The 24310-nt window shown below is 66.9% G+C and carries 19 protein-coding genes and 4 pseudogenes; 8 read left to right on the forward strand and 15 right to left on the reverse strand.

The window, feature by feature from the left end:
• Positions 1-94: 94 nt before the first annotated feature.
• On the reverse strand, positions 95-838 hold the full coding sequence (locus BN118_RS00525) for a sulfite exporter TauE/SafE family protein (protein WP_003815420.1): 744 nt from the start codon (positions 836-838) through the stop codon (positions 95-97).
• A 230-nt stretch (positions 839-1068) separates the two neighbouring features.
• Here BN118_RS00525 and BN118_RS00530 point away from each other — a divergent pair.
• From BN118_RS00530 to BN118_RS00560, 7 genes and pseudogenes are all read left to right on the forward strand, one after another.
• Positions 1069-2578 (forward strand): annotated as a pseudogene (locus BN118_RS00530) (hypothetical protein).
• 119 nt (positions 2579-2697) lie between these two features.
• A complete protein-coding gene (locus tag BN118_RS00535) occupies positions 2698-3429 on the forward strand; it encodes a TenA family transcriptional regulator (RefSeq protein ID WP_003815418.1) in 732 nt (243 codons plus the stop codon).
• A gap of 46 nt (positions 3430-3475) precedes the next feature.
• Positions 3476-4936: an aldehyde dehydrogenase family protein gene (locus BN118_RS00540; RefSeq protein ID WP_010929761.1), complete on the forward strand. Its 1461-nt coding sequence runs from the start codon at positions 3476-3478 to the stop codon at positions 4934-4936.
• Positions 4937-4960: 24 nt separating this feature from the next.
• On the forward strand, positions 4961-5440 hold the full coding sequence (locus BN118_RS00545) for a GlcG/HbpS family heme-binding protein (protein ID WP_003815416.1): 480 nt from the start codon (positions 4961-4963) through the stop codon (positions 5438-5440).
• 18 nt (positions 5441-5458) lie between these two features.
• Complete coding sequence (locus BN118_RS00550; protein WP_003817846.1) at positions 5459-6469, forward strand: 2Fe-2S iron-sulfur cluster-binding protein; 1011 nt, start codon at positions 5459-5461, stop codon at positions 6467-6469.
• Between the two features lie 214 nt (positions 6470-6683).
• A complete protein-coding gene (locus BN118_RS00555; RefSeq protein ID WP_014905395.1) occupies positions 6684-7424 on the forward strand; it encodes an ABC transporter substrate-binding protein in 741 nt (246 codons plus the stop codon).
• Between the two features lie 191 nt (positions 7425-7615).
• Entirely contained in the window at positions 7616-8605 is a 990-nt protein-coding gene (locus BN118_RS00560) for a YVTN family beta-propeller repeat protein (RefSeq protein WP_080019408.1), read from the forward strand.
• Here the strand turns inward: BN118_RS00560 and BN118_RS00565 are convergent.
• The 6 genes and pseudogenes from BN118_RS00565 to BN118_RS00585 all read right to left on the reverse strand — a co-directional run bounded on the left by BN118_RS00565 (position 8602) and on the right by BN118_RS00585 (position 16294).
• A complete protein-coding gene (locus BN118_RS00565; protein ID WP_005012067.1) occupies positions 8602-9552 on the reverse strand; it encodes an IS481-like element IS481 family transposase in 951 nt (316 codons plus the stop codon). The two genes, BN118_RS00560 and BN118_RS00565, sit on opposite strands and share 4 nt — an antisense overlap.
• Positions 9553-9653: 101 nt before the next feature.
• Positions 9654-9971, reverse strand: a pseudogene (locus BN118_RS19310) (GMC family oxidoreductase N-terminal domain-containing protein); the annotation flags it as partial.
• A gap of 232 nt (positions 9972-10203) precedes the next feature.
• Positions 10204-11475: pseudogene (locus BN118_RS00570) on the reverse strand (3-oxoacyl-[acyl-carrier-protein] synthase III C-terminal domain-containing protein); the annotation flags it as partial.
• Positions 11476-11510: 35 nt separating this feature from the next.
• On the reverse strand, positions 11511-12389 hold the full coding sequence (locus BN118_RS00575; protein WP_003818344.1) for a fatty acid desaturase: 879 nt from the start codon (positions 12387-12389) through the stop codon (positions 11511-11513).
• Positions 12373-13149 (reverse strand): annotated as a pseudogene (locus tag BN118_RS00580) (sterol desaturase family protein). Before BN118_RS00580 ends, BN118_RS00575 begins: the two are co-directional and overlap by 17 nt.
• A 166-nt stretch (positions 13150-13315) precedes the next feature.
• The gene (locus BN118_RS00585; protein ID WP_041166240.1) at positions 13316-16294 is read right to left on the reverse strand and encodes an Ig-like domain-containing protein; all 2979 of its coding nucleotides are present in this window, start codon (positions 16292-16294) and stop codon (positions 13316-13318) included.
• A gap of 349 nt (positions 16295-16643) precedes the next feature.
• Between BN118_RS00585 and BN118_RS00590 the strand changes: the two genes are divergently transcribed.
• Positions 16644-17594 (forward strand): IS481-like element IS481 family transposase, encoded by a 951-nt coding sequence (locus BN118_RS00590; RefSeq protein WP_005012808.1) that lies wholly within the window; start codon positions 16644-16646, stop codon positions 17592-17594.
• Here the strand turns inward: BN118_RS00590 and BN118_RS00595 are convergent.
• From BN118_RS00595 to BN118_RS00630, 8 genes are all read right to left on the reverse strand, one after another.
• Positions 17574-17996: a major capsid protein gene (locus tag BN118_RS00595; RefSeq protein ID WP_023853182.1), complete on the reverse strand. Its 423-nt coding sequence runs from the start codon at positions 17994-17996 to the stop codon at positions 17574-17576. The genes BN118_RS00590 and BN118_RS00595 overlap by 21 nt on opposite strands.
• A gap of 26 nt (positions 17997-18022) precedes the next feature.
• The gene (locus tag BN118_RS00600; RefSeq protein ID WP_010931443.1) at positions 18023-18625 is read right to left on the reverse strand and encodes a hypothetical protein; all 603 of its coding nucleotides are present in this window, start codon (positions 18623-18625) and stop codon (positions 18023-18025) included.
• 122 nt (positions 18626-18747) lie between these two features.
• On the reverse strand, positions 18748-18990 hold the full coding sequence (locus BN118_RS00605) for a hypothetical protein (RefSeq protein WP_014905397.1): 243 nt from the start codon (positions 18988-18990) through the stop codon (positions 18748-18750).
• 5 nt (positions 18991-18995) lie between these two features.
• Positions 18996-20108 (reverse strand): phage minor head protein, encoded by a 1113-nt coding sequence (locus tag BN118_RS00610; RefSeq protein WP_019247943.1) that lies wholly within the window; start codon positions 20106-20108, stop codon positions 18996-18998.
• The gene (locus BN118_RS00615) at positions 20080-21498 is read right to left on the reverse strand and encodes a DUF4055 domain-containing protein (RefSeq protein WP_010931446.1); all 1419 of its coding nucleotides are present in this window, start codon (positions 21496-21498) and stop codon (positions 20080-20082) included. The genes BN118_RS00610 and BN118_RS00615 overlap by 29 nt, the downstream gene beginning before the upstream one ends.
• Positions 21499-21500: 2 nt before the next feature.
• Positions 21501-22778 carry a terminase large subunit gene (locus BN118_RS00620; protein ID WP_010931447.1) on the reverse strand — a complete coding sequence of 426 codons (1278 nt, stop codon included), beginning with the start codon at positions 22776-22778 and terminating at the stop codon, positions 21501-21503.
• A complete protein-coding gene (locus BN118_RS00625; RefSeq protein WP_019247942.1) occupies positions 22765-23250 on the reverse strand; it encodes a transposase in 486 nt (161 codons plus the stop codon). The genes BN118_RS00620 and BN118_RS00625 overlap by 14 nt, the downstream gene beginning before the upstream one ends.
• Before the next feature lie 550 nt (positions 23251-23800).
• On the reverse strand, positions 23801-24241 hold the full coding sequence (locus BN118_RS00630; RefSeq protein ID WP_014905398.1) for a hypothetical protein: 441 nt from the start codon (positions 24239-24241) through the stop codon (positions 23801-23803).
• Positions 24242-24310: the final 69 nt, after the last annotated feature.

Here is a 24310-nt window from a genome sequence, read left to right on the forward strand (position 1 = left end):
TTGTGCGAGCAGATGGGACAGTGAATACAGTGTCCATTGTATTACTCTGCTACACCGTCCGTGCAAGCCGCCCGGCGGCGGCCCGGCCGCGCCTTCAGGCGCCCAGCGCGGCGCGCGCCAGCACGACGAGCGCGCCGATGGCGCAGATGCCCAGCAGGATGCGGCGCACGGTGGCCGGCCGCATGCGCTCCTTCAGGCGGCTGGAGCAGGAGAAGCCGAGCAGCAGGAACGGCAGCAGGCCGACGCTGAGCAGGAACTCGTTGACGCCGTAGCGGTCGGCCAGCGACAGCATGGTCAGCGAGAAAGACGCCCCGATGAACAGGATCAGCCCCAGCGTGGCGCGCAGGCGCGGCGGCGGCGAATGCTGCATCATGATGGCCAGCGGCGGCGCGCCGACCGAGGTGATGGTGCCCATGACGCCCGAGGCCAGGCCGGCGCCCGACATCTGGGCGGGCGAAGCGCTGATCCGCACGCCAGCCACGCTGATGCCCACCGCGGCCAGGATGGACACGGCAAACAGCACCGACAGCAGCTGCGGGGCGAAGCGGGTCAGGGCATAGACGGCCACCAGGGTGCCGGCGAAGCGCCCGACCAGCGTGTAGCCGACCGTGGCCCAGTCGATGGCCGCCCGTTCGCGCAGGGCGGTCAGCAGCGACACGAAGCCGCCCAGGGTAAGCAGCGGCCCGGGCGCCAGTTGCGGAAAGAAGATTCCCGCCACGGGCGCGGCCAGCATGGCGAAGCCCACGCCGCCTATGCCTTGCGCCACCGCGGCAACGAAAACCGTGGCAGCCATGGCGGCGAACAACCAGGGGTCGGGGGCGTAGGCAAGCCAGGGCATGGTCGATGTTTGTTGGTATACGATATGTAATCATAACGGCACGACCTGCTGCCGGCAAATCAATGCGGGGCTTTTTACGGGTTATCCCTCGAAAAAACAGCCCCTGTTTGGTAGGCGGCGCTATCGTATTCCCTAGTTTTTCCGGCTTTCCGCTTTGAGGGAAATCAAACTAAATATAGTATACAGTTTGAGCGCGGGCTCCAGCCCGTGCGTGGACAAGGGGAAGCGGTATGCAGTCGGATGTCGTGCTGGGCGCCGCCCATTGGGTGTACCTGCTCAGTGTGGTGGCCATCATTCTGACGATGGTCTTGCGGGCCAATGTCGTGGTTCCGTCGGTGCTGGGCACCTTCCTGGTCGTGCTGGCTTTCACGGGCAGTCCCATCCAGGCGCTGGTGGGCATTTTCACCGCCAGCTTCGTGGCGGCCAAGGAGCTGTTCAATATTTTCCTGGTGATCACCTTCATGACGGCGCTGCTCAATGCGCTGAAGGTGCTGCAGGCCGACGTGCGCATGGTGCAGCCCTTGCGCCGCGTCATGACCAACGGGCACGCTTCGTTCCTGATCCTGGCCGGCTGTACCTATGGCCTGTCCCTGTTCTTCTGGCCCACGCCGGCGGTGCCGCTTGGTGTGCGCCATCCTGCTGCCGGCGGCGGTGGCGGCCGGCCTGCCGCCGCTGGCGGGCGCAATGGCGATCGCCATCGCCGGGCAGGGCATGGCCCTGTCGTCCGAATATGTCATCGGCGTGGCGCCGGGGATCAGCGCCAAGGCGGCGGGCGCGGCGGTGAGCGCCGCGGTGGTGGCCGACCGGGCGCTGGTGCTGTCGGTCATCACGGGCGCGATCGCCCTGGTGATGACCTACCTGTTCATGCGCAAGCACATCGTGCCGGGCGATACGGCGCTGCTGGCGGCCTGGCAGGCGCGCGCGCAGGATGGCGAGCTGGAGCGCATCGAGGGTTCGGGTTCGTTCGACAAGGCCGAGCTGGCGCGCGGCGCCAGCCAGCCGGTCAAGGGCGGGGCCGAGGCGCGCCTGGCTGGCTGGTCGCGCGCTTTTGCGCTGATCACGCCCATCGCTTTCCTGGGCGTGATCGCGCTGATGGCCTTGCCGCGGCTGGTGCCCGGCCTGCCGGCGCTGCGCGGCGGCGACGCGGCCGCGCTGGTGGGCGGGGTGGCGTTCATGCTGATGATGCTGGCCACGCTGGCGGCCGAAGGGCCGCGCCGCATGCTCGATGTCTGCCCCGAGCATGTCACCGACGGCTTTGTGTTCGCGTTCCGCGCCATGGGCTCGGTGCTGCCCATCGCCGGCTTCTTCTTCATCGGCGCGGCCGAGACCGCCGCGCCCATCCTGGGGCTGGAATCCGGCCATGCGCCGGGCCTGCTGTTCGACCTGATCAGCGCCGCCCAGCACCTGATTCCGGAAAACCACTACCTGGTCGCCTTCGGCGTGCTGCTGGTGGGCATGGTGACGGGCATCGACGGCTCGGGGTTCGCCGGCCTGCCGCTGACCGGCACCCTGTCCGGCGCCTTGGGCCCGGTGGTGGGCATCGACCCGGCGACGCTGGCCGCGGTGGGCCAGATGGGCGCCGTATGGACCGGCGGCGGCACGCTGATCGCCTGGTCCTCACTGATCGCGGTGGCCGGCTTTGCCCGCGTGCACGTGCTGGACATGGTGCGCGCCCTGATGCTGCCGGTATTGCTGGCCCTGAGCGTGTCCACGATTGCCGCCATCCTGATCTGGTCCTGAAGCGGCGTCGCGCCCGGGGTGCGGGTTTTCCCGGGCTTTTATTTAGTGCTTACAGTATACAATATATAAACATTCTCGCCAGCGCGCTTCGCGCCAGCGCTATCTACAAGGAGCAGACCATGTCGGATTTGATGAGCCGAGAAGAATTCCGCAGTGCGTTGGAAAACGCCATCAAGGGCAAGAGCGCCAACGCATCGCCGTTCAGCATCGCCTGGGCCAGCGGCCAGCTCAGCCGCGAACACCTGGCGCGCTGGGCCGAGAACCACTACCACTATGTCGGCCCGTTCGCCGACTACCTGGCCTATATCTATGGCCGTACGCCCGACACCTATACCGAGGCCAAGGACTTCCTGCTGGCCAATATGTATGAAGAGGAAATCGGCGGCGACCGCCATACCGACCTGCTGATCCGCTTCGCCGAGGCCTGCGGCACCACGCGCGAGCGCGTGGTCAGCCCCGACAACATGTCGCCCACCACGCGCGGCCTGCAGAGCTGGTGCTATGCCGTCGCCATGCGCGAGGACCCCATCGTGGCGGTGGCGGGCCTGGTGGTCGGCCTGGAGTCGCAGGTGCCGTCGATCTACCGCAAGCAGACGCCCACGCTGCGCGAGAAGTACGGCTTCACCGACGAGGAAGTCGAGTTCTTCGACCTGCACATCGTCTCGGACGAGATCCACGGCGAACGCGGCTACCAGATCGTGCTCGAGCATGCCAACACGCCCGAGCTGCAGCAGCGCTGCCTGCGGATCTGCGAAGTCGGCGCCCAGATGCGGCTGCTCTATACCACCGCCCTGTATACCGACTATGTGCAGCACGAGCTGTCGCTGGACAAGCTGAAGCTGGCCGCCTGAACCGCGCCCCGCCGCGAGGCGGCGCCCGCAACCTGAAAGGTCTGATGTGGAAGATCTCCGGAACCACGAGTTCAAGAACTATATCGGCGGGCAATGGGTCGCCTGCGCCGCGGGCAAGACCTATCCCAACGTAAACCCGGCCGACACCGACGACATCGTGGGCCGCTTCCAGGCCTCGCAGGCCGAGGATGCGGCCGCGGCGGTGGCCGCCGCGCAGGCCGCCTTCGACGGTTGGCGCAACCTGGCCGTGTCCAAGCGCGCCGCGCTGATGCAGCGCGCCGCCGACTACCTGGAGGCGCACGCCGAGCAGTTCGGCCGCGAGCTGACGCGCGAGGAAGGCAAGGCGCTGAACCTGGCCAAGGACGAAGTCCTGCGCTCGGCGCAGACCATCCGCTTCTACGCGGCCGAGGGCCAGTCGTTCAGCGGCGAAACCTTCGTCAACGACGATCCGGACATGGTCGTGTACAGCCAGCGCGAGCCGCTGGGCGTGGTGACGGTGATCTCGCCGTGGAACTTCCCGGTGTCGATCCCGGCGCGCAAGATCGCCCCGGCGCTGATCACCGGCAATACCGTGGTGTTCAAGCCTTCCTCGGATGCGCCGCTGTCCGGCCTGCGCCTGGTCGAGGCGTTCGAGCAGGCGGGCCTGCCGCCCGGGGTGCTGAACCTGGTGACCGGCAGCGCCTCGGCCATCGGCGCGGCGATCACCCAGGCGTCGCAGGTGCGCGCGGTGTCGTTCACCGGCTCGACCGCGGCGGGCGAGCAGATCCACCGCTCGGTGGACATGACCACCCGCACGCAAATGGAGCTGGGCGGCAAGAACCCGCTGATCGTCATGGCCGATGCCGACCTGGACCGCGCCGTGGATCTGGTCGTCAAGGGCGGTTTTTCGCTCAGCGGCCAGGCCTGCACGGGAACCAGCCGCGTGCTGGTGGACGCGCCGGTCAAGGCGGCCTTCACCGAGAAGCTGCTGGCCAAGGTCAAGGCCCTGAAAGTGGGCAACAGCCTGGAAGGCAGTTTCGACCTGGGTCCGCTGGCCACCGCCAGGCAGCTCGAATCGGTGATGCGCTACATCGAGGTGGGCAAGCAGGAGGCCCGGCTGCTGTGTGGCGGCGAACGGCTGGAAGGCCCGGGCTACGAACGCGGCTACTACCTCACCCCGGCGGTCTTTGCCGACGTCACGCAGCAGATGCGCATCGCCCGCGAGGAGATCTTCGGGCCGGTCATCGCGCTGATCGAGGTCAATGGCTATGAAGACGCCATCGCCAAGGCCAACGACACCGAATACGGCCTGGCCGCGGCCATCGCCACCACCAATGCGCAGTACGCGCACCGTTTCGCGCGCGATATCCAGGCCGGCACGGTGAAGATCAACCGCACCACCACGGGCAACCTGATCAATGCGCCGTTCGGCGGCCTGAAGCGCTCCAGCACCTCGACGTTCCGCGAGTCGGGCCGCATTGGGCTGGAGTTCTATACCCAGATCAAGACGGTCTACCGCGCCGGCTGAACCCCACACGTTTGAAGGGACGACATGAAACAGATCTATCGATTGGAATTGGAAGAAGCACGCGTCATGATCCAGGCCGCGATCGCCAAGTCGGAGGAAATCGGCGTGCTGGAATCGATCTGCATCGTCGATGACGGCGGCTATCCCATCGCGCTGGAGCGCATGAATGGCGCGCGCATCACCGGTCCGCAGATTGCCTGGAACAAGGCGTTCACCGCCGCCGGCCACAAGCGCTCGACGCACCTTTTCAACACGCCGCCCAACGGCCCGGCCTTGCCGGGCAACGAAGCCTTCGGCATCCAGTGGAGCTTCGAGGGCAAGTTCGCCGTGTTCGTGGGCGGGTTTCCCATCGTGGTCGATGACGAGGTCATCGGCGGCGTCGGCCTGAGCGGCGGCAACGGCGAGCAGGACACCAAGGCTGGCGTGGCGGCGCTGCAGGCGCTGGCCGACATGCTGGCCGAGCGCGGCATGAAGGTGATGGTCGCCGCCGACATCAAGAAGTAGACGCACCCTGGAACGGCCATGGCTTATCGCATTCATCTGATGGAAACCGGCGAGCAGTTCAGCGCCGAGCCCGGCGAGTCGGTGCTGGACGCCGCCACGCGCGCCAACGTCCGGATGGCGCACGAATGCACCTTCGGCGGCTGCGGCACGTGCCGCGTCAAGCTGCTGGAGGGCAGGGTCGAATACGAAGAGCCGCCCATGGCGCTGAGCGAGGAAGAGGCGGCGTGCGGCTATGCCCTGGTGTGCCAGGCGCGCGCCTGCTCCGACCTGGAGATCAGCGTGGCCAGCGGGCCGTCCTTCGCCGAGCCGCGCCGCATCGCCGCCCGCGTGGCGCACATCGCGCCGCTGTGCAGCGATGTGACGCACCTGGCGCTGGAGGTCGATCCCGACCAGTGGCCGGACTACCGCGCCGGGCAATACATGAACATCGTGCTGCCCGATGGGCAGACACGCAGTTTCTCGATGGCCTCCGACCCGCGCCATGGGCGGCTGGATTTCCACGTGCGCCGCATCGCCGGCGGGCGCTTCACCGACCGCTGGCTGGCCGCCGCGCAGGCGGGCGCGCCGCTGGAGATCGAGGCGCCGCTGGGCACTTTCTGCTATCACGAGCAGGATTACCGGCCGCTGGTGATGGTGGCCACCGGCACCGGGCTGGCGCCGATCAAGGCCATGCTGGAATCCCTGCTGGACGACGACGAGTGTCCGCCGGTCAGCCTGTACTGGGGCATGCGCACCGAAGCCGACCTGTACCTGCGCGACGCCATCGCGTCATGGCAGGGCCGGTTGTACGAGTTCGATTTCGTGCCGGTGCTGTCGCGCCCCGACGCCGGCTGGCGGGGCCGCAGCGGCTATGTGCAGGATGCGGTGCTGCAGGACTTCGACGACCTTTCCGAGCACGCGCTCTACCTGTGCGGGTCGCCGACCATGATCGCGCAGGCCAAGCACCGTTTCGCCGAGCGCGGCGCCAGCCTGGACCATCTGTACGCGGACAGCTTCACCTTCCAGCATCCGCTGGCGGCCGCGGCCTGACGGGCGGGTGCCGGGGGGTGCTGCGGGGTGCCCGGGGTGCCGGGGTGCCTGTCCCAGCGGGGACAGGCACATGGATTCCTGCGGGGGCAGGCACCCCGGAGAAGTTTGCGGGTGGCAGTCCTCGTACGGGGCAGGCACCCGAGTAGATAGAATAGGCGTTCGACCTCAATCCGGCCGCGCCCTGGCGGCGCGGCCCCGTCCTGCGAGCGCCGCCATGATGATCGACCCCGAATTGCGCCCGGCTTTCCTGCCTGCCGGCAAGTTGCGCGCCGCCATCAACCTGGGCAACCCCATCCTGGCCGGCACCGATGCGGCCGGCCAGGCCGTCGGCGTGTCGGTCGACCTGGCGCGGGAATTCGCCCGGCGCCTGAACGCTGGCATCGAACTGCGGGTGTTCGACACCGCCGGGCAGTCGGTCGACGCCGTCACCCGGGAAGAAGCCGATATCGGGTTTTTCGCCATCGATCCGGCGCGCGGCGCGGGCATTGCCTTCACCGGCTCCTATGTATTGATCGAAGGGGCCTATCTGGTGCGCGACGACTCCCCGCTGCAGGCTAACGAAGACGTCGACCGAGCCGGCAAGCGCGTCACCGTGGGCAAGGGCAGCGCCTATGACCTGCACCTGACGCGCGCCCTGCAGCATGCCGAGATCGTGCGCGCGGCCAGCTCGCAGGCGGTGGTCGACACCTTCCTGGCCCGGCGGCTGGACGTGGCTGCCGGCGTCAAGCAGCAGTTGCAGGCCGACGCGCGGCGCGTGGGCGGCGTGCGGCTGCTGCCGGGACGCTTCATGGTGATCAGGCAGGCGATGGGCCTGCCCAAGGCGCGCGGCGACGCGGCCGCCGCCTGCCTGGATGCCTTCGTCGAGAGCATGAAGGGCAACGGTTTCGTCGCCCAGGCGCTGGCGCGCCATGGCATCCAGGGCGCTTCCGTGGCGCCGCCCGGCCGGGACGGCTGAGGCGTCCGGCCAGGCCGGCGATGGGGCTGCGCCGCCCACGCTGTTGCCGGCCCGCAACAAGCGGCGGGGTTTGCCGGCGCGGCTCGCGGCGGCGCGCTTTTCGGCATGCCGCTATGCCACAATATCGCCGGACCGCCTGACGATGCAGCCGGTCGTGCCCCGTCGATTATTCCTTTTGCGGTCGAGCGATCTTGAACCCCCTGCATATGGTCCGTTGCGCCCTCGCCGGCGCAGGGTTGGCCTGCTGTGTCTCGGCGATGGCGACGCCGATTTTCGTGCTCAATTCGCTCAATGCGGATGTCAGCATCATCGATTCGCAGACCTATGCCGAAATGCGCCGCGTGCCGACCGGCAAGGAGCCGCACCATCTGTACCTGACGCCGGACGAGCAGTCCCTGATGGTGGCCAACGCCATGAGCGACACCATCACGCTGCTCGATCCGCGTACCGGCGCGGTGCAGCACACCCTGACCGGCATCGTCGATCCCTACCATCTGCGTTTCTCGCCGGACATGAAGTGGTTCGTCACGGCGGCCAACCGGCTTGACCATATCGATATCTACAGCTGGGAACGGCGGCCCGAGGAGTTTGACCTGAAGCTGGCCCGCCGCATCCCGGCCGGCAGGACGCCCAGCCATATCGCCATCGACAGCGGCAGCCGCGTCGCCTATGTGACGCTGCAGGACAGCGACCAGTTGATCGCCATCGACCTGGGCACGCAGGCGCCGCTGTGGACCATCCCGGTCGGCAAGACGCCCGCCGACGTGTTCGTCACCGGCGACGACAAGATCCTGCTGGTGGCGCTGACCGGCGACAGCTATGTCGAGGCCTATGACCTGACTGTCAGCCCGGCGCGGCTGGTCAGGCGCATCAAGACCGGCGCCGGCGCGCATGCGTTCCGCGCGCAGGGCGACGGCCGCCATCTGTTCGTCAGCAACCGCGCCGCCAACACGATCAGCCGCATCGATATGCAGACGCTGGAAGTGGTGGACAGCTATCCGGCGCCGGGCGGCCCCGATTGCATGGATGTGCTGGCCGACGGCAAGATGCTGCTGGTGACCTCGCGCTGGGCCAGCAAGCTGACCGTGATCGACCTGGAGACCAAAAAGGTGAGCCAGCAGGTGCGTGTCGGCAAATCGCCGCACGGTGTGTGGACGCTCGGCCATGCGGCGGCGGGCTAGCTGTGAACTGTCAATAGGTTGTATTCGTCCAGGTTGAGTCTGGAGATGGGTACAGCGCGCCCGATGCCTTGGTGGGGTCGATGCCAGTTGTAGTGGTGTAGCCAGGATTTCATGGCATCGGCTCGGTGTTGGGAGTTCTGGTAGGTGTGAGCGTAAGCCCACTCACGCAAGGCCGACTGGATGAAGCGTTCGGCCTTGCCATTGGTCTGTGGGCGGTAAGGTCGGGTAAAGCGGTGCTTGATGCCCAGCTCATGGCACAGCGCGGCGAAGGCGCGGCTGCGAAAGGCCGAGCCATTGTCGGTGAGCAAGCGCTGGATGGTCACGCCCAGGCGCTGGTAGTAGGCCACTGCGTCCTTGAGGAACTGGACGGCGCTGGGGAAGCGCTCGTCGGGGTGGATGTCGGTGAAGGCCACGCGGGCGTGGTCATCGATGGCCACGAAGACGAAGTCCCAGCCGGCCCCCTCAACGGTATCGCGTCGGTTGCCCGTGACCCGGTGGCCAGGGCGCTGGATACGTCCCAGCTTCTTGATGTCGATGTGCAGCAGATCGCCGGGGGCCTGATGCTCGTAGCGCACCACCGGCTCGGCCGGCTCCAGGTCGGCCAGGTGCGACAGACCGGCGCGGGCCAGGACGCGGCTGACGGTGCTGGCTGACACGCCCAGCGCCTGGGCGATGCGCGCTTGGGTCAGCCGCTTGCGGCGCAGCTCCACGATAGCCAGCGCCTTGGCCGGCGCAATCGCTCGGGGCGAGACCGTCGGGCGCGAGGACGCATCGGCCAAGCCCGCCTGGCCCTGAGCCAGGAAGCGGCCCAGCCATTTGCGCACAGTCGGCGCGGTGACCCCATAGGCGCGGGCCGCTTCAGGCACACAAACTTGATGGGCGATCAATTGCTGGACCATTTCGAGTCGACGTAGGAAGGTCAATCGGGCATGCTTATGGGTGTTCATCCGGCCGGGCTCCTTGAGTGAACTGGGGGATCGGCGATTTCCAGTTTCTCAAATCCGGTTCGGATGAACCATGCATACAACCTATTGAATCTTCACAGCTAGCCGCGCATGTAGATTATGCCGTTGATGGGGGAGCTGCCGCCCAGCACGCGGCCGCGCGGATAGCCCAGGCTGCGCCCGTTCAGACCCGGATCGGCCTGGGTGCGATAGCACCAGTCGGTGCGCGGGTTGCCGATGCAATACAGGTAGCCGACCGGGATGTGGATCCAGTGCCAGGAATCGGCGCCGCCGGCTTCCAGCAACAGCACACGCACGGATGGATCGGCCGACAGGCGATTGGCCAGCACGCAGCCGGCCGAGCCGGCGCCCACGATGATGTAGTCGAACTCCATGCCGGTATCGACGGCGGTGGCGCACATGGATTTGTCTCCTTGAGGCCGCATTCGGTGTGCGGCGCTGCGCCGTATTGTGGTCCGGCATGGCACCCTTGCCAAGCGCGCCGCGCCGCAATTCCCAACTACCGGCAAGATGCCGCGGTCCATGCGTCCAGCCGGCCCCGGCGCCCCTCGTCCATGCGATGCGGAGCGCTTCCCTGGCAGGCAACCGCACCGAAAGCGTCCATGCGCGGAAAAAAATGGAACCTTTCGTGATGATGGCGGCCAGCTCGCCCAGCAGCGGCTCCAGCCCCTGCGGCGCATGGGCCGGGTCGTGCGGCGGCGCGATGAAATCGACCTCGCCGGCCGGCGCGGCGGCCGGCACGGCGCGCGCGCGCGCCGGCTGCGCGGTCTCGTCGGGCCCTTCGGCCTGCAGCAGCATGTAGGCGGCCATGAAGCGGCCCGATTCGGGGATATAGCAGAAGATCTGTTCGTCAGGCTGCACGGTACGCGTCTGCAGGAACTCCGCCAGCATGATGAGAATGGAAGCCGCGCCGGTGTTGCCGCGCCACGCCAGGTTGCTGAACCAGCGCTCGCGCGCGATGGCCAGGCCGGCCTTGTCCATCAGGTCCTCGACCACCGGGATGAACTTCTCGGACGAGTAATGGCACAGGAAATGGCTGACCTGGCGCGGATCGACCCAGCCGTCATGCACCAGCTTGGCGTATTCGTGGATGCCGATATCGAACAGGTGCGGCAGCAGGAGGATATCCTGGCGCAGCAGCAGCGCGCCGGCCGCCTCGGCCTCGGACCACGAGCCATAGTCCAGATGCGCCTGCCCGCCGGCGGACTGTCCCAGTTGCATGCACACCGGATAGTCGCCCGAGAACGAGCGCTGGTGTATCCATTTGAGGCGCAGCCGCACGCCGTTGGCGGCGCCGGCCAGCGGCTGGGACGCATCGCCCAACAGCATGGCGCCCGCGCCATCGGACAGCATCCAGCGCAGGAAATGCGCGTCGAAGTCGGCGTCGTAGCCCGGCGCCGCGAAGCGCGAACGCTTGAACAGACGCGAAGGCAGCTCGCTGGCCACCGCCAGCGCGCGCCGGTGCGCACCCAGCTCGATACCCTGCGCGGCCGCCTGGATGGCGCCCACGCCGGCCGCGCAGATGCCGTGCACGGACAGGGTCTCGAGCGGCGCGGCGGACAGTTCGCCCTGGATCATGTTGGCGAACCCGGGCATGAGCGTATCGCCGCCCGACGAGCCGCTGGCCAGCAGCGAGACCTGTGACAGGTCGACGTCGCCGCGCGCCAGGCAGGCCTGGATGGCCTGCGCGGCCAGCTGCGCATTGCTCCAGCGCGTGCGGCCCTCCGGGTCGATCGCGTAGTAGCGCTGCCTGATGCCGTTCTCGGCCAGGATGCGGTTCTTGATGCGGCCGGAAATACGGTTCAGCGGCGCGATGTACTGGTCCATCGCATCGTTATCGACCGGCTCGCCGGGCATGAAATAACCGGCGCTGTGCAGATAGACGCGATCAAAGGCAACGGGCATGACGGATTCTGGTGTGTGGCAAAGGAAATGGGCGGCTAGGGCCGCATCAGCGTATGCGTGCGGCAGCGCCGCGAGAACAGTCCGAGCACGAACACGCGCGCCATGTACGGCGCCAGCCCGCGCTCGTTCAGGCGGGATGGCACGCGGTCACGGTAATGCTGCCAGTGCAGCGCGCGCAACTCGGACCAATGCGCGCGCGGGTTTTCATGGTGGGCCGTGTGCAGGCCAATGTTGAACAACAATGGGTTGACCCAGCCCTCGAAATTGCGTGCGTAGCTCAGCGCCGCGTGACGCCCCGGCCCCCCGTCGGCGTGGGCGTGCTGCAGGTAGTTGGTGGCCAGCAGCCAATGCAGGCCATGCAGCTGCGGCACGATCACCAGCCAGAAGGCCTTGCCCGGGTCGAGCGCCAGCAGTCCGCCCCACAGCCCCAGCCATGCCGCATATTGGCGCAGGCAATAGCGCCACACGCCCGGCCGGCGGGATCGCAACCGGCGCAGCGAGGCGAGAAACAGCGGATACAGCACGACGACGGCCTGCAAGGGGTGCAGCAGGTAGCCGGCCAGATGATTGGTGTCGCCGCCGAAACGATAGGTGCGCGCGACATCCCGCGGACCGTGCTTGTAACGGTGGTGGTTGGCATTGTGCGCGGCATGAAAGACAAAGGTCGGATGGCCCTGCAGCAGGGTCAGCCAGAAGTCCGTCAGGCGGTTGAGCCAGCGCGGGCGCCACATGCGCCGGTGCGCATGGTTGTGGTGGATGACGCCCACCCCCAGGGTCAGGAACAGCATCGGCGCGTACAGCGCCCAATGCCAGCCGTGCACCCATTGCCAGGCGGCCAGCGCCGGCAGCGCGGCCAGATACAGAACGCTCTGCCAGTCGCGCCGATGGCGCAGCCATTCAGCGGGCCGAACCAACCGCGCCCCGCGTGCGATAAGCGGCCAGTTGGCCCTGCGCGGCGTCGGCGCCCAGGCGCGTGCCGAACAGTCTGTCCATGAAGGTGAACTGGAAGCCGAAGTTGCCCTGGTAGCAGGCATGGTGCAGGTGATGCCTGCGGCTGGCCGCGAACCAGTGCGCGTACGAAACACCGGGGAAGAAATCGTAGTTGGCGTGGCCCACGCAATTGAAGAACAGGCTGAACAGCGGCACCGACAGCAGCGACTAGAAGCTGAAATCATGTACCACCATGGGCAGCAGGATGACGTTGCCCAGCATCAGCGCTTCGATCGGATGGAAGCTGTAGGTCGAGAACGGCGTGGTCACCACCGAGCGGTGGTGCGGCAGGTGAAAGCGCCTCAGCAACCGGGTATGCAGCAGGCGGTGGTTGATCCAGAAATGCACGTCGTTCCAGATCACCAGCACCAGGATTTCGGCGACGATGCGCCATGGGCCGGCGGCGTCGTCGAGCCGCGCCCAGCCCAGTTGCACCAGGCCCCACGGAAACACCATGCCCAGGCCGAAAATCAGGACGGACAGACCGGACTGGAGGAATTCGCGCCGCCACTGCCCGGGACCCAACGGCCGCGGATCGAGCGGCCGGCCCACGCCCAGGGCGGGCAGCACGCGTTGGGTCAGCAGCCATGTGGCCGCGCCGAACAACAGGTAGATGCCACCGAAGAAAACCAGGCCATACCCCATGACCTGCCAGACGGATAAGGCCGCGAATGCTTGCCCCATGGCGATGCTTGTTATTGTGGGAATGCCGGATCATAAGCAATTGCCGGGCGGGGCAGCGGAAAAAATATTGCAAAACGATTCAAAGCATTCTGAATCTATTCCTGCGCGGACAGGCAGGCCCGGGCCGGTGCATCGGCCCGGGCCTGCGTCATCCAGAGGCGCGCCGTCACAAGGTGGAGATCACCTTGATGTAAAGACGCGCCACGCCGCCAAACCGCGTATCCGTGAATTCGATCCAGAACTTGTAGTCGTTCGAACGCTCTACTTCGGTAAGTTCCTTACGCAGCTTGGCCTTGGCCGAGTCCGGCACGTAGAAATGCAAGGCCCGCGCATCGCCGCCCACCCCGGGCGCGTTGCCCCACTTCAGTGTGATGGCCTCGCGCACCAGCCGGCCGGCACGGTCCTCGGTCTTGTAGGGCTTGAGCGCAACGCGCAGCTCGGCCGTGGGAATCTGCTGGTTCGTCGTGATGCGCAGCAGCGGCTCATTGTCCGTACCGCCTCGCGTGGTCAACGGCACGAAGTACCTCGACTGGCTGAAGTCCTTCGCCGACAATTGGCGCGGCTGCCAGGCGTCGGTGTAGGCGTAGGTCTTCAGCGGCGACCGGTTTGCGCTCGCGTCGGTGGCCTGTGCGGTCACGGCGCCGCTGCCCACGTCGCCCGCCGACGTCGCGCGATAGCCGCCCTTGGAATCCGCGGTGACCGTATCCGAAGCGCCGCCCGGGAACACGACATGGACCCGCGCGCCGGCCTCGGTAACCCCCGACACCGTAATGCGGCCATTGCCGGGGTCGGTAGTCACCATGGCGATCGTCAACGACGGCGGCACCGTGTCGGCAACCGTATTGCTGAACTGCCGGCTCACGGACGGGCTGGCGTTGCCCGCGGCGTCGGTCGCGATGACGGAAATATTGCCGCGTGCCGTCACATCGCGCGCCGAATGCACCGTATACGCCCCCGAACGGTCCGCGGTGGCCCGCGCCACCTGCCCGTCGGGGAAGGTAACGCTGACCGTGGCGCCAGGCTCGGTCGCGCCCGACACCGTCGCCACGCCGGTCCCCGCCTGCTCGGTCACCGCGCGTATCGTCACGGCCGGCGCCGTCTTGTCGACCTGGTCGGTGAACTCGGCGCTGGCGGCGGCGCGATTGCCCGCGGCATCGCTGGCCGACACGGCAATCCTTCCGGATCGCGCCACATCGGCCGGAGACGCCAGTTGATAACGGCCCTGCCCATCGGCGCGCGCCTGCGCCGTCTGGCCATCCGGGAAGGTCGCGCTGACCATCAGATTGGGCTCGGTCTTGCCCGACACGTTCACAACGCCCGTCCGGGCCTGCTCCACCGCCGCCTCGATCGTCAGCGGCGGAGCGGTCCGGTCGACCGCGTCCTGATAGGGCACGTCCCGGGGCGCACTCGCGTTGCCATGCGCATCGGTCGCGATCACCCGCACCGTGCCGCTTTGCAGCACATCGCCCGGCGACACCGCGCGGTACCGGCCCGCCGAATCGGCGGTCACGGTCTGCAGCGACTCGCCGGGGATCGCCACCTGCACGCGCGCGCCCGGCTCGGTGACGCCGGTGACGGTCACCCGCCCGGAGTCCGAGGCCACGTTCAAGACCGGCGTATCGAGAACCGGCGGCGTCCGATCGACCGTGTCCGCGTAGGCGGCGCGCACCGGCGCCGCCGCATTGCCCGCCGTGTCGGTCGCGACAACCGTCACGTTGCCGCCGATCATGTCGGCGCGCGAGGTCGCCGTGTAGGTGCCGTCGGCCTTGGCGGTAACGGTGACCGTCTCGCCATCGGGAAACGTCACCCGCACCGACGCGCCAGGCTCGGTGCGGCCGCTGACCGTCAAGCGCCCACTGTCGGCCGCCTCGCTCAACGCAAGCGTGGGCGCGGCCGGCGCGGTCTTGTCCACGGCATCGGCAAACACCGTCCGCGCCGGCGCGCTCTGGTTGCCCGACGCGTCGGCCGCAACCACCGTGATCTCGCCCGCCACCATATCGGCGGTGGACGTCACGCTATAGGCGCCGTCCGAGCCCGCCGTCACCGTCTGCGCTTCGCCATTCGGAAAGACCACCCGCACCGCAGCGCCCGGCTCGGCCTGCCCGGTGACGGTCGCGCGGCCGCTGGCCGCATCCTCGCGCACCGTCAGCGACGGCGACGCCGGCGCCGTCTTGTCCAGCGTATCGGTGTACATCACCTGCTGCGCGGGCGTCCGGTTGCCGTCCGCATCGCCCGCGCTCACCACGATCGGCCCGGACACCATGTCGGTATCGGACGTGGCGGCATAGCCGCCATCATTCTGCGCCCGCACCGTCTTGCTGCTGCCATCGGGGAATTGCACCGTCACCAGCGCGCCGGCTTCGGTCCGGCCCATCACGGTGACCCGCCCGGTCTGCGCATCGGTGGCGTGACGCACCGTCGGCGTCATCGGCGCGGTTCGGTCGACGGGATCGGCATAGTGCGCCCGGACCGGCGCGGCGCGATTGCCGGCCTGATCGGCCACCACCACCACGACATCGCCCTGCGCCGCGTCGCCGGCAGACGTGACGCGAAAGCCGCCATCCGCATCGACCCGGACGGTCTGCGTCGTGCCGTCGGGCCAGGTGACCGTCACGCTGCCGCCCGGCTCGGCCTGGCCGCTGACGGTCAAGCGTCCCGTCGCGGCATCGGTATCGAGCGCGATCTGGACCGGCTCCGGCGCCGTCCTGTCGACCGTGTCCTGATAGGCCTGCTGCGCCTGGGTACTGTTGCCGGCCGCGTCGGCGGCCTGCACCACGATCACGCCGGCCGGCAAGTCGCCATCCGAGCGCACACGGTAAGCGCCGTTGGCGTCGGCGCGCACCGTTTTGCGGCCGCCGCCGGGAAACCGGATCGTGACCTGCGCGTCCGGCTCGCTGCGGCCCGTGACCGTGACGCGTCCGGTAGCCTCATCCGTGGCCACCCCTGCAATGCTCAGGACCGGGGCGGTCTTGTCGACCGTATCGGTATAGGCGTAGGTAACCTCCTGGCTGGTATCGCCGTAACGGTCGGTGGCGCGCGCCCGTATCAGTCCGCTCGTCATATCGCCGGCCGAGCTTGCCTCGAAGCCGCCCGCCGCATTGGCGCGCACGCTCGTCGCCGTCCCGTCGGGCAGCCAGAGCTGCACGTCGGCCAAGGGCTCGGTGACGCCGTACACGGTAATGCGCCCGGTGGCCGGGTCGGTGCGAACCTCGGCAATGCGCAGCGCCAGGACGATTTTCTTGCGCCGCGTATCGAGCACGATGCGGTTCTCGCGCCGGACGAAATCCTGCAGGCGTGCGCCCCTGTCGAATGGCGGGGCCGTGTCCTGCGCGCCGCGGCGCAATTGCCGCGACAAGGGCTCGCCCAGATTCAGCCGCACGCCCAGCTGGACGCTAGTTGTGAAGATTCAATAGGTTGTATGCATGGTTCATCCGAACCGGATTTGAGAAACTGGAAATCGCCAACTCCCCAGTTCACTCAAGGAGCCCGGCCGGATGAACACCCATAAGCATGCCCGATTGACCTTCCTACGTCGACTCGAAATGGTCCAGCAATTGATCGCCCATCAAGTTTGTGTGCCTGAAGCGGCCCGCGCCTATGGGGTCACCGCGCCGACTGTGCGCAAATGGCTGGGCCGCTTCCTGGCTCAGGGCCAGGCGGGCTTGGCCGATGCGTCCTCGCGCCCGACGGTCTCGCCCCGAGCGATTGCGCCGGCCAAGGCGCTGGCTATCGTGGAGCTGCGCCGCAAGCGGCTGACCCAAGCGCGCATCGCCCAGGCGCTGGGCGTGTCAGCCAGCACCGTCAGCCGCGTCCTGGCCCGCGCCGGTCTGTCGCACCTGGCCGACCTGGAGCCGGCCGAGCCGGTGGTGCGCTACGAGCATCAGGCCCCCGGCGATCTGCTGCACATCGACATCAAGAAGCTGGGACGTATCCAGCGCCCTGGCCACCGGGTCACGGGCAACCGACGCGATACCGTTGAGGGGGCCGGCTGGGACTTCGTCTTCGTGGCCATCGATGACCACGCCCGCGTGGCCTTCACCGACATCCACCCCGACGAGCGCTTCCCCAGCGCCGTCCAGTTCCTCAAGGACGCAGTGGCCTACTACCAGCGCCTGGGCGTGACCATCCAGCGCTTGCTCACCGACAATGGCTCGGCCTTTCGCAGCCGCGCCTTCGCCGCGCTGTGCCATGAGCTGGGCATCAAGCACCGCTTTACCCGACCTTACCGCCCACAGACCAATGGCAAGGCCGAACGCTTCATCCAGTCGGCCTTGCGTGAGTGGGCTTACGCTCACACCTACCAGAACTCCCAACACCGAGCCGATGCCATGAAATCCTGGCTACACCACTACAACTGGCATCGACCCCACCAAGGCATCGGGCGCGCTGTACCCATCTCCAGACTCAACCTGGACGAATACAACCTATTGACAGTTCACAACTAGCGCGGCGATGGCGGTATTCAGCTGATCCTGCAAGAGCGCCTCGGCGAAGTTGCGCGAAGCTACCTCGATACCCTCCGCCGTGGGCTTCTCCAGCCATGTCATTTGCGACGGCTCATACCGGATCGGACCGAAGCCGCCGGCGACCTTCACCGAGCTATGCTTCAGCTGAGTCAGATCGGTGGGCGAGGCGCTGCCATTAGCAGCGTAGCGATCGACCCGACGACGGGCACCGTGGATGGCTTGGTAGAACGATTCCTGGAGGAAGTCGCCTTCGAAGCCGGCCGTGGTCAGCATGATCGCGCCGCGCGAGGCAGCATTGAATTTCTGGATCTGCTGCCCTAGCGTCTCGATGATCGCGGGCATAAAGTACTTGTTGAAAACCTGCATCTGCGAGATAGACATGAATATTCCTTTATGGTTATGCGGGATCATCCCGCAAGCTCAGGGAATTTTACCTTCAGAGCTGCCACACGATCCTCGCGCGAGCCACCCATGTTGCCCGTGCACTTACCACCACTGTTTCCGCCCTGGCCGCCGCCGCCGCTGTTCGCGGGCGCGGTGACGAAGTGCTTGCCCTGATCCGTACCGGCCCACTCGGTGACGTGATCGGCCAGCGGCTTGTCGCCGATAACCGCAGCGCCGTCCTTGATGGCCGCCTGCCCGCGCAGCATCGCTTTGGCGGCGTCCATGAAGTGCGGCGCCACACCAGCCTTGGCCAGCGCGGTGGACAGACCGCTATCGATCAGGTGCTGAGTCAGGGCGTCGTCCTTTTCGGCCAGGTCCTTGGTCAGCTTCTCGATCTGGCGAGCACTGTCCTTCGTCACCTTGTCGAGCTTGCCGGTCAGCTCCTCGACCTGGGTCTGGAGGCGGGCATGCTCTTCGGGGTCGATCTCGGAACCCTTGGCTTTCGCCTTCGCCGCGCGCAGCTCGGCGAGCAGTTCCTTGTTCTTGGCGCTCAGCGCCTCGGTAGCCTCAGCGGCCACCTCTTCCAACAGGGCCTTCACTTCGGGGTCATTACGGTCAAGCGGCATGGTGTTGTCCTCTGGACGGTTGCAGGGCTCAGCCCCAAAAGCAAAAGCCCCACTGGCTCGGCCAGCAGGGCTTAGAAAGAAGAAGGCCCGCGCAGTGGCGGGCCCTATGGGTAATGGTCAGATCACTTCAAGACGACACGCTCGCCTCGCATGAAGCACAGCGCGCACAGCAGCACCTTCGTGCCGCCACTCCACGTCCTGGCGGTCTCGAACACGCCGATGCGCGTCTCGATGACCTCGCGCCCACCGCAGCGGGGGCACTGGATCATGTCTTTCGGCTTCGGCAGGGCCTTGATCCGCTTCCGGATCCGGTCCTTTTCCGTTTCCGCCGGCTTCGGAGCGTCAGGGACGAGGTGGAGGGGCATGCACGCTATTCTACGCCGGCCTGGGCGAAGGCGGCAGCATCCTTGCGACGCAGCTCGGCCAGCGTGAGATACACGCCCCGGTCGTTGTAGAAGCTCTCCAACTCGACACCACCCTTGCGGAACAGCGCGCCGCGGGTCGGGCCCAGGATATCGTCCTGGATCGCGGCGGGCTGCCTGCGGAGCCAGTCCGCATATGTCGTTGTCGCCCGCACCTGCTCGCCCTTCCCGCGCGCGCTGTCTCGGTAATCCTTCGCCGCCCGGGTGCCGATGAGCGGGTCATCTTCCATGCCCTTGAGGATCGGCACCGACGTGCTGCGGCACTGCCAATGCAGCCGGCCAGGCCCGGCGCCCCAGGGCACCTTATGGCCGATGGGCTTGTGCGAATCCGGCTCGTACCGCAGGCCGTCGCGCAGCCGACACATCTGGCTGGTGCGCGAATCCAGCGTGCTGACCCAGGCCAGCGCGCCGACGATGTCGTCGTTGGCGTCGTACCAGCGGTCCCGCGCAAACCCTGCCGTGTGGCTGATGGCGGTGCGCACCACGGCCTCCGCGTTGCGCCGATCGATCTCCAGCAGGCCGTCCGCGTAGGCTTTCGCCCGGGTGCCGCGCACGCGCTGCACCACCTGCTGGATGGTCTGTCCCTCCACGTAGCCCATGCGCACCGCGTCGCGGATGCGGCTGGCTCGCCCTGCTTCCAGGCCGGCCATCCATTCGCGCAGCAGGCGCCCCTGGAACGGCTGTGCCATGGCACCGGCATACACCTGCCCGGCCGTTACGCCGCGCGTGGTGAACTCGATTCCCAGCGAGTCGAATAGCTGGCCCTGGTAGCCGATCTCGTAGCCCGCCAGGTCGCGCAGGTCCTTCTCCAGCTCGCCCCGCACCTGCTGGTACGCCTCGGCGTTCAGGGTGCGGACGTCCTTCAGCAGCTCTTTCAGCCGCGCCACCGTGAACGCGCTGGCAGGCAGGCGCCCCATGGCGCGCGTGATCTGTTCACCCAGGTCAGAGTCAACCTGGTTCAGCAGCGCAATGATCCGGCGCACCACCCCGTTGCTGTAGCGCACCAGGTCGATGGCGTGCCGAACGGTCGCGTCATACAGCTCCGTTTGCAGGCTTGACATCCTGGCCTCCCAGCGTGCCCAGCGCCGGGCCAGCGGCTTCGATGCGGTCCTGCTCTTCCTCGAACGTCACACCGTCGTCGATGATGCTGCCACGGCGCATGTTGTCGTAGAACGTCTGCGGGCTGATTGCTGCAGCCTGGAGCGCACCAACCAAGGCGGTCAGGTCCTGGGCTGTCAGGCCGGCGGGGAAGAACTCGGTGTTCAGTTTCACCTCGACCGTGCCGCTACCAGCACCCGCCCACTCGGCGGCCCAGCGGAAGGCCTTGGCCAGCGACCGGCCCACACCCAGAGCAATACCGCCCAGAACGCTGTTCTCGCCGGCGCGGTGGATCTTTGCCGTCTCGGCCGCCTCGGCGTCGCGCTTCTCTGGCGCCAGGATGCGGGCGCCCAGGGTGGCCATCATGCCCTCCTTGCGCTCCAGGCTGACCTTGATGCTGTCCAGGCCCTGGCCGGAGAACTCCAGGTACTTCGCGTCTGCTTGGGGGTCGGTGAATACCCACGCTTCCGATGAGCCGATCTTAAGGGCCTGCCCCTCCTTCAGTTCGTGTCCGATTACCACCGCCGTGGGCAGCGCCGTGAAGTGCAGCGCGTGCTCGTAGTCGGCCGTACCGCGGTAATGCGACATGTTCACGTCGACCAGGTCCAGCAGCACCGGCTTCTGCGGGTCGATCGCCTCGCCGTTGCGCCCGATCAGCACGAAAGGGATGTACGGCAGCCGCTTGCCGTTCATCATCGGCGTGTACTCGAACGCCGGGGTGTTCAGGTCGGTGCGGTAGATGCGCACGCGGTAGAAGCCATCCACCAGGTCCAGAACCCGGTACTGGGTCTTTTCCTCGGCGGTGAACTCGTCCTTCGGGTCGGTGTAGCACTCGGCCAGCACCACCAGCACCAGCTGATTCACGCCGCGCACGCGTGCCGTGCGCCAGTTGATGATCGCTTCGGCCTTGTAGGTGGCCAGGTAGGGGCGCATGCCGGCGGCCTGGGCCTGACCCACGGTCATGAACTCACCGCTGGCCACCGGGTAATCCACCAGCACGCCCACGCGGGTGACGTCGATCACCTCCTTGGTCACGTTCTCGATGAAAGTGTCCACCGGCGTGCCCGCCAGGTCGGCGTCCTCGATCATCGGCTGCAGTGCCGCCGGCAGCGTCACAGTGGGCTCCTTGCGGAACACCATACCGATCAGCGCTTCTTCGGTCCGGGCCGTGGCGCCGTAGAACATCGCGCGGCCCTTGTAGGCGTCGTATTCCGCCTTGTCCTGCCCTGCCAGCTTGGGCAGGTACTTCTCGCCGGCCGCGTGCACGGCGTCCCGGCCCTGCAGCGCGGTACGGCAGCGTTCCCATCGAGGCTGGTTGGCCAGCCAGAGGGGGTGTTTGCTGTCGACGGGCATGATCAGGTTCCTGTGAGTTTGATGCGACTCATGCCGGTGGGCGTGATCGGGTAGCGGTGCACCAGGAAATAGCCCTGGGCGTCGTTCGGGTGGTCGTGCCCGGTGGACTTGTCCGGCTCCCCGTTCTTGTCGTAGACCTGCTGCTCCAGCGCTTCGGTCAGCGTCGGACAGCGGTCGGTGTTCACCAGCCAGCGCCGCGCGCCCTCGTCGTTGAGCAGCATGCCGTTCACGGCGTTGATGCGGTCCTTCACGGACGGGTTTCGGCTGTTCACGCGCACCGTGAAGCCGGCCTTGCGCAGAATGCTCAGGTCCGACTCGCTCGCGTTCTTGCTGCTGGTGTTGCCGCCGCTGGCGTCCGGATAGATCGTGACGCCGTGCCCCTTGTCCTTGAACCGTTCCTTCAGCATCCGAGCCATTTCCGGCGTGTCCCTGACCTTCGTCAGCTCGCCCACCGTCAGCGGCAGGCCGGCCCGTATCACGTTGACAGTGGCCGTCATGTTCAGCACGTTGAAGTCCATGCCGATGTGCAGCTCTTCGTGCGGCTCCTCGGCCGCGTCCGTGTGGTGCAGGCGCCGGTCGAAGTTGGCGTAGACGCTACCGCTGGTCAGGTTGGTGAACTGCCCACGCAGGTACGCCGCGATGAGCTGCGGCGGGTAGCTCGCGCGCAGCGACGGGATGTAGTCTTCCGGCAGGTTCTTGCCGTTCTCGTAGGTGCTGGCCTGCACCAGGCCATACAGCGCGGCCAGCTCGGGCCGCTCGCGGACCTGCTTGACGAACTGCTGGTAGACGAACTTGAAGCCCTCGGGCGTCGTGGTCACGTCCACGCCGTTGAGCAGCCCGGGCGCGGTGTGGCGCAGGCGGGCGATGATCTTGCGCCAGGCCAGCGCAGCCTTGTCCGCCTTCATCACGTCCAGCTCGTCGATCAGCCCTTTGCCGATCTTGAAGCCCACGATGTCGCCAGGCTTCTCCATCGAACGGCAGATTACCGTGCCGCGGTACTTGCGGCCGGCGAACAGATGGACTTCCTTGTTCGACTCGTTGATCTTGGCGGCCAGGCCCCAGTCGTGGGCCACCTCCTCGATCGTCGGGTAGAAGATGTCCCGGATCTGGCCGTAGGTCGGCGCGAAGTACCCCGAGTTGACCCGGGGGAACTCCCAGGCGTGACGGCACAGGCCTGCCCCGCCAACCCAGGTCTTGCCGCTGCCGAAGCCGGCGACGAACGCGCGGAACTTGTGCGGCAGCGCCAGGAAGCGGGCCTGGGGCTGGTTAAGCGTCGGCATCAGGGATGCTCGTGTTCACCACTTCAATGACGACCTTCACCGGCGGCGGTGCGTTGTCATCGTTGGTCGGGTCCGGCTTGTCGCGCCAGAGATCCGGACGCCGGTTCTTCAGCCAGAAGATGCAGGCCGTCGTGTCCGGCGGGTAGTGCCTAGTGGTGGGCGTCGTGATGATCACCCCGTCGCATACCCGGATGTCGTCCTCGACGTGTGTGTAGCCCAGAGCGCGTTGGTAGAGCCTGTCGGCCACCTCGGCGTCCGCCATGACTTTGCCCCCATTTAGGGCCTGAAGAAACCCGGGGATCTGCTTCTTCCAAGTGTTCAGCGTGCGCTCGGTCACATGGAAGAAATCGGCCAGGTCCTTGTCGGTGGCACCGAGGCGGCATAGCTTCGCCGCCTGCTCGGCGAACGCCGGCTGGTATTTGGATGGTCGTGCCATAGTGCGCGGTCCCTCTGGGAGCGACGCCGCAGGCATCGGTTCCGCGTTGAAAATGATTCAGGATGCGCCCATCCGACTTACCCGCCCACGGGGCGAGCTGGGCGTGTGCGGTTCTCGTCTACCAGACCCGGCGACGAGGCCGGGGAGAAAATCCCGCGCGCTTTGATCCCCCGCGCGGGCGCCCGTCTGGCTGGGCGGTGTCCTGGGGCGAAAAAAAAACCGCCCGAAAGCGGTTGATCAATCCTGTGGCTGTCAATCCTGCGGGATGATGGGACTTGGCTCCAGCGATCCTCTCGACCAGTTGCTTTGCTAAACTGCCACACGGTTCCATCATCTGCTAAGGCGTACAGCATGATTCCAGACGCCGGGATTACTGGCACGGCACCGGGGCCATTCCCGCCCGCGGAAGGACGGCCATTGCCTGTCGCAATTTGGATTATCTTCCTTGTCACAGTCATCTCCTCGAGTGAATTCTTTGAATATAGGAGAGGATGCGGTCGATATCAACGACAAAGCCCCGGCCATTGGCTCGGGGCTTTTTTCTTCCGGACGCGCGACGTCCGCCTGCGGGCATCGGGTCACGTCGTTAGACGGTAGTCGGTCTGTCTTGGGCCGGATTATGCACAACAACGGCGTAGCGTGCAACAAAATCCTCGAAATTGCCTACCGCCCGCACTAGCACGTCGTCGTATTCCCGTGTCCGCAGGCCAAGCGCACGGCAAGTGGCCAGCCAGTAGGAGCGCGTCACGTAGTGGGCTCGCAGGATGTCGCGATGCTGATGCAGCATGCGGTAGACCGAATTGCGCCAGGCAGCCTCGATAAGGCCTGCGTCGCCTTCGTCGAGCTCACGCACGCCTTCTTCCCCTCCCCATGCGCCCTGCCCTGCCCGCTTCGCAAGCCTGCGGCATACCTCGTAGGTGGGCGAGACAGCGTAATGCGGCCGGCTACGCATGACTTCGCCCCAGTTCTCGAGGCGGGCATGGAAGTCGGCCGGCAGACGGTCCAGCAGCATCTTGCGTGTCGTCATTCGCTACGTCGCTCCTCGAAGAGTCGGCACCGTTGGCCTACCTGCATGCCATGACCGCAGGCCAGGATG

This window comes from Bordetella pertussis 18323 (assembly GCF_000306945.1).
In the GTDB taxonomy this organism is placed as follows: Bacteria; Pseudomonadota; Gammaproteobacteria; order Burkholderiales; family Burkholderiaceae_B; genus Bordetella; species Bordetella pertussis.

Bases quoted from the DNA above. Each gene is read 5' to 3' on its own strand.
- BN118_RS00525 (WP_003815420.1), bottom strand. From the start codon at position 838: ATGCCCTGGCTTGCCTACGCCCCCGACCCCTGGTTGTTCGCCGCCATG.
- BN118_RS00535 (WP_003815418.1), top strand. From the start codon at position 2,698: ATGTCGGATTTGATGAGCCGAGAAGAATTCCGCAGTGCGTTGGAAAAC.
- BN118_RS00545 (WP_003815416.1), top strand. From the start codon at position 4,961: ATGAAACAGATCTATCGATTGGAATTGGAAGAAGCACGCGTCATGATC.
- BN118_RS00550 (WP_003817846.1), top strand. From the start codon at position 5,459: ATGGCTTATCGCATTCATCTGATGGAAACCGGCGAGCAGTTCAGCGCC.
- BN118_RS00555 (WP_014905395.1), top strand. From the start codon at position 6,684: ATGATGATCGACCCCGAATTGCGCCCGGCTTTCCTGCCTGCCGGCAAG.
- BN118_RS00565 (WP_005012067.1), bottom strand. From the start codon at position 9,552: ATGAACACCCATAAGCATGCCCGATTGACCTTCCTACGTCGACTCGAA.
- BN118_RS00590 (WP_005012808.1), top strand. From the start codon at position 16,644: ATGAACACCCATAAGCATGCCCGATTGACCTTCCTACGTCGACTCGAA.
- BN118_RS00595 (WP_023853182.1), bottom strand. From the start codon at position 17,996: ATGTCTATCTCGCAGATGCAGGTTTTCAACAAGTACTTTATGCCCGCG.
- BN118_RS00600 (WP_010931443.1), bottom strand. From the start codon at position 18,625: ATGCCGCTTGACCGTAATGACCCCGAAGTGAAGGCCCTGTTGGAAGAG.
- BN118_RS00605 (WP_014905397.1), bottom strand. From the start codon at position 18,990: ATGCCCCTCCACCTCGTCCCTGACGCTCCGAAGCCGGCGGAAACGGAA.
- BN118_RS00610 (WP_019247943.1), bottom strand. From the start codon at position 20,108: ATGTCAAGCCTGCAAACGGAGCTGTATGACGCGACCGTTCGGCACGCC.
- BN118_RS00615 (WP_010931446.1), bottom strand. From the start codon at position 21,498: ATGCCCGTCGACAGCAAACACCCCCTCTGGCTGGCCAACCAGCCTCGA.
- BN118_RS00620 (WP_010931447.1), bottom strand. From the start codon at position 22,778: ATGCCGACGCTTAACCAGCCCCAGGCCCGCTTCCTGGCGCTGCCGCAC.
- BN118_RS00625 (WP_019247942.1), bottom strand. From the start codon at position 23,250: ATGCCTGCGGCGTCGCTCCCAGAGGGACCGCGCACTATGGCACGACCA.
- BN118_RS00630 (WP_014905398.1), bottom strand. From the start codon at position 24,241: ATGACGACACGCAAGATGCTGCTGGACCGTCTGCCGGCCGACTTCCAT.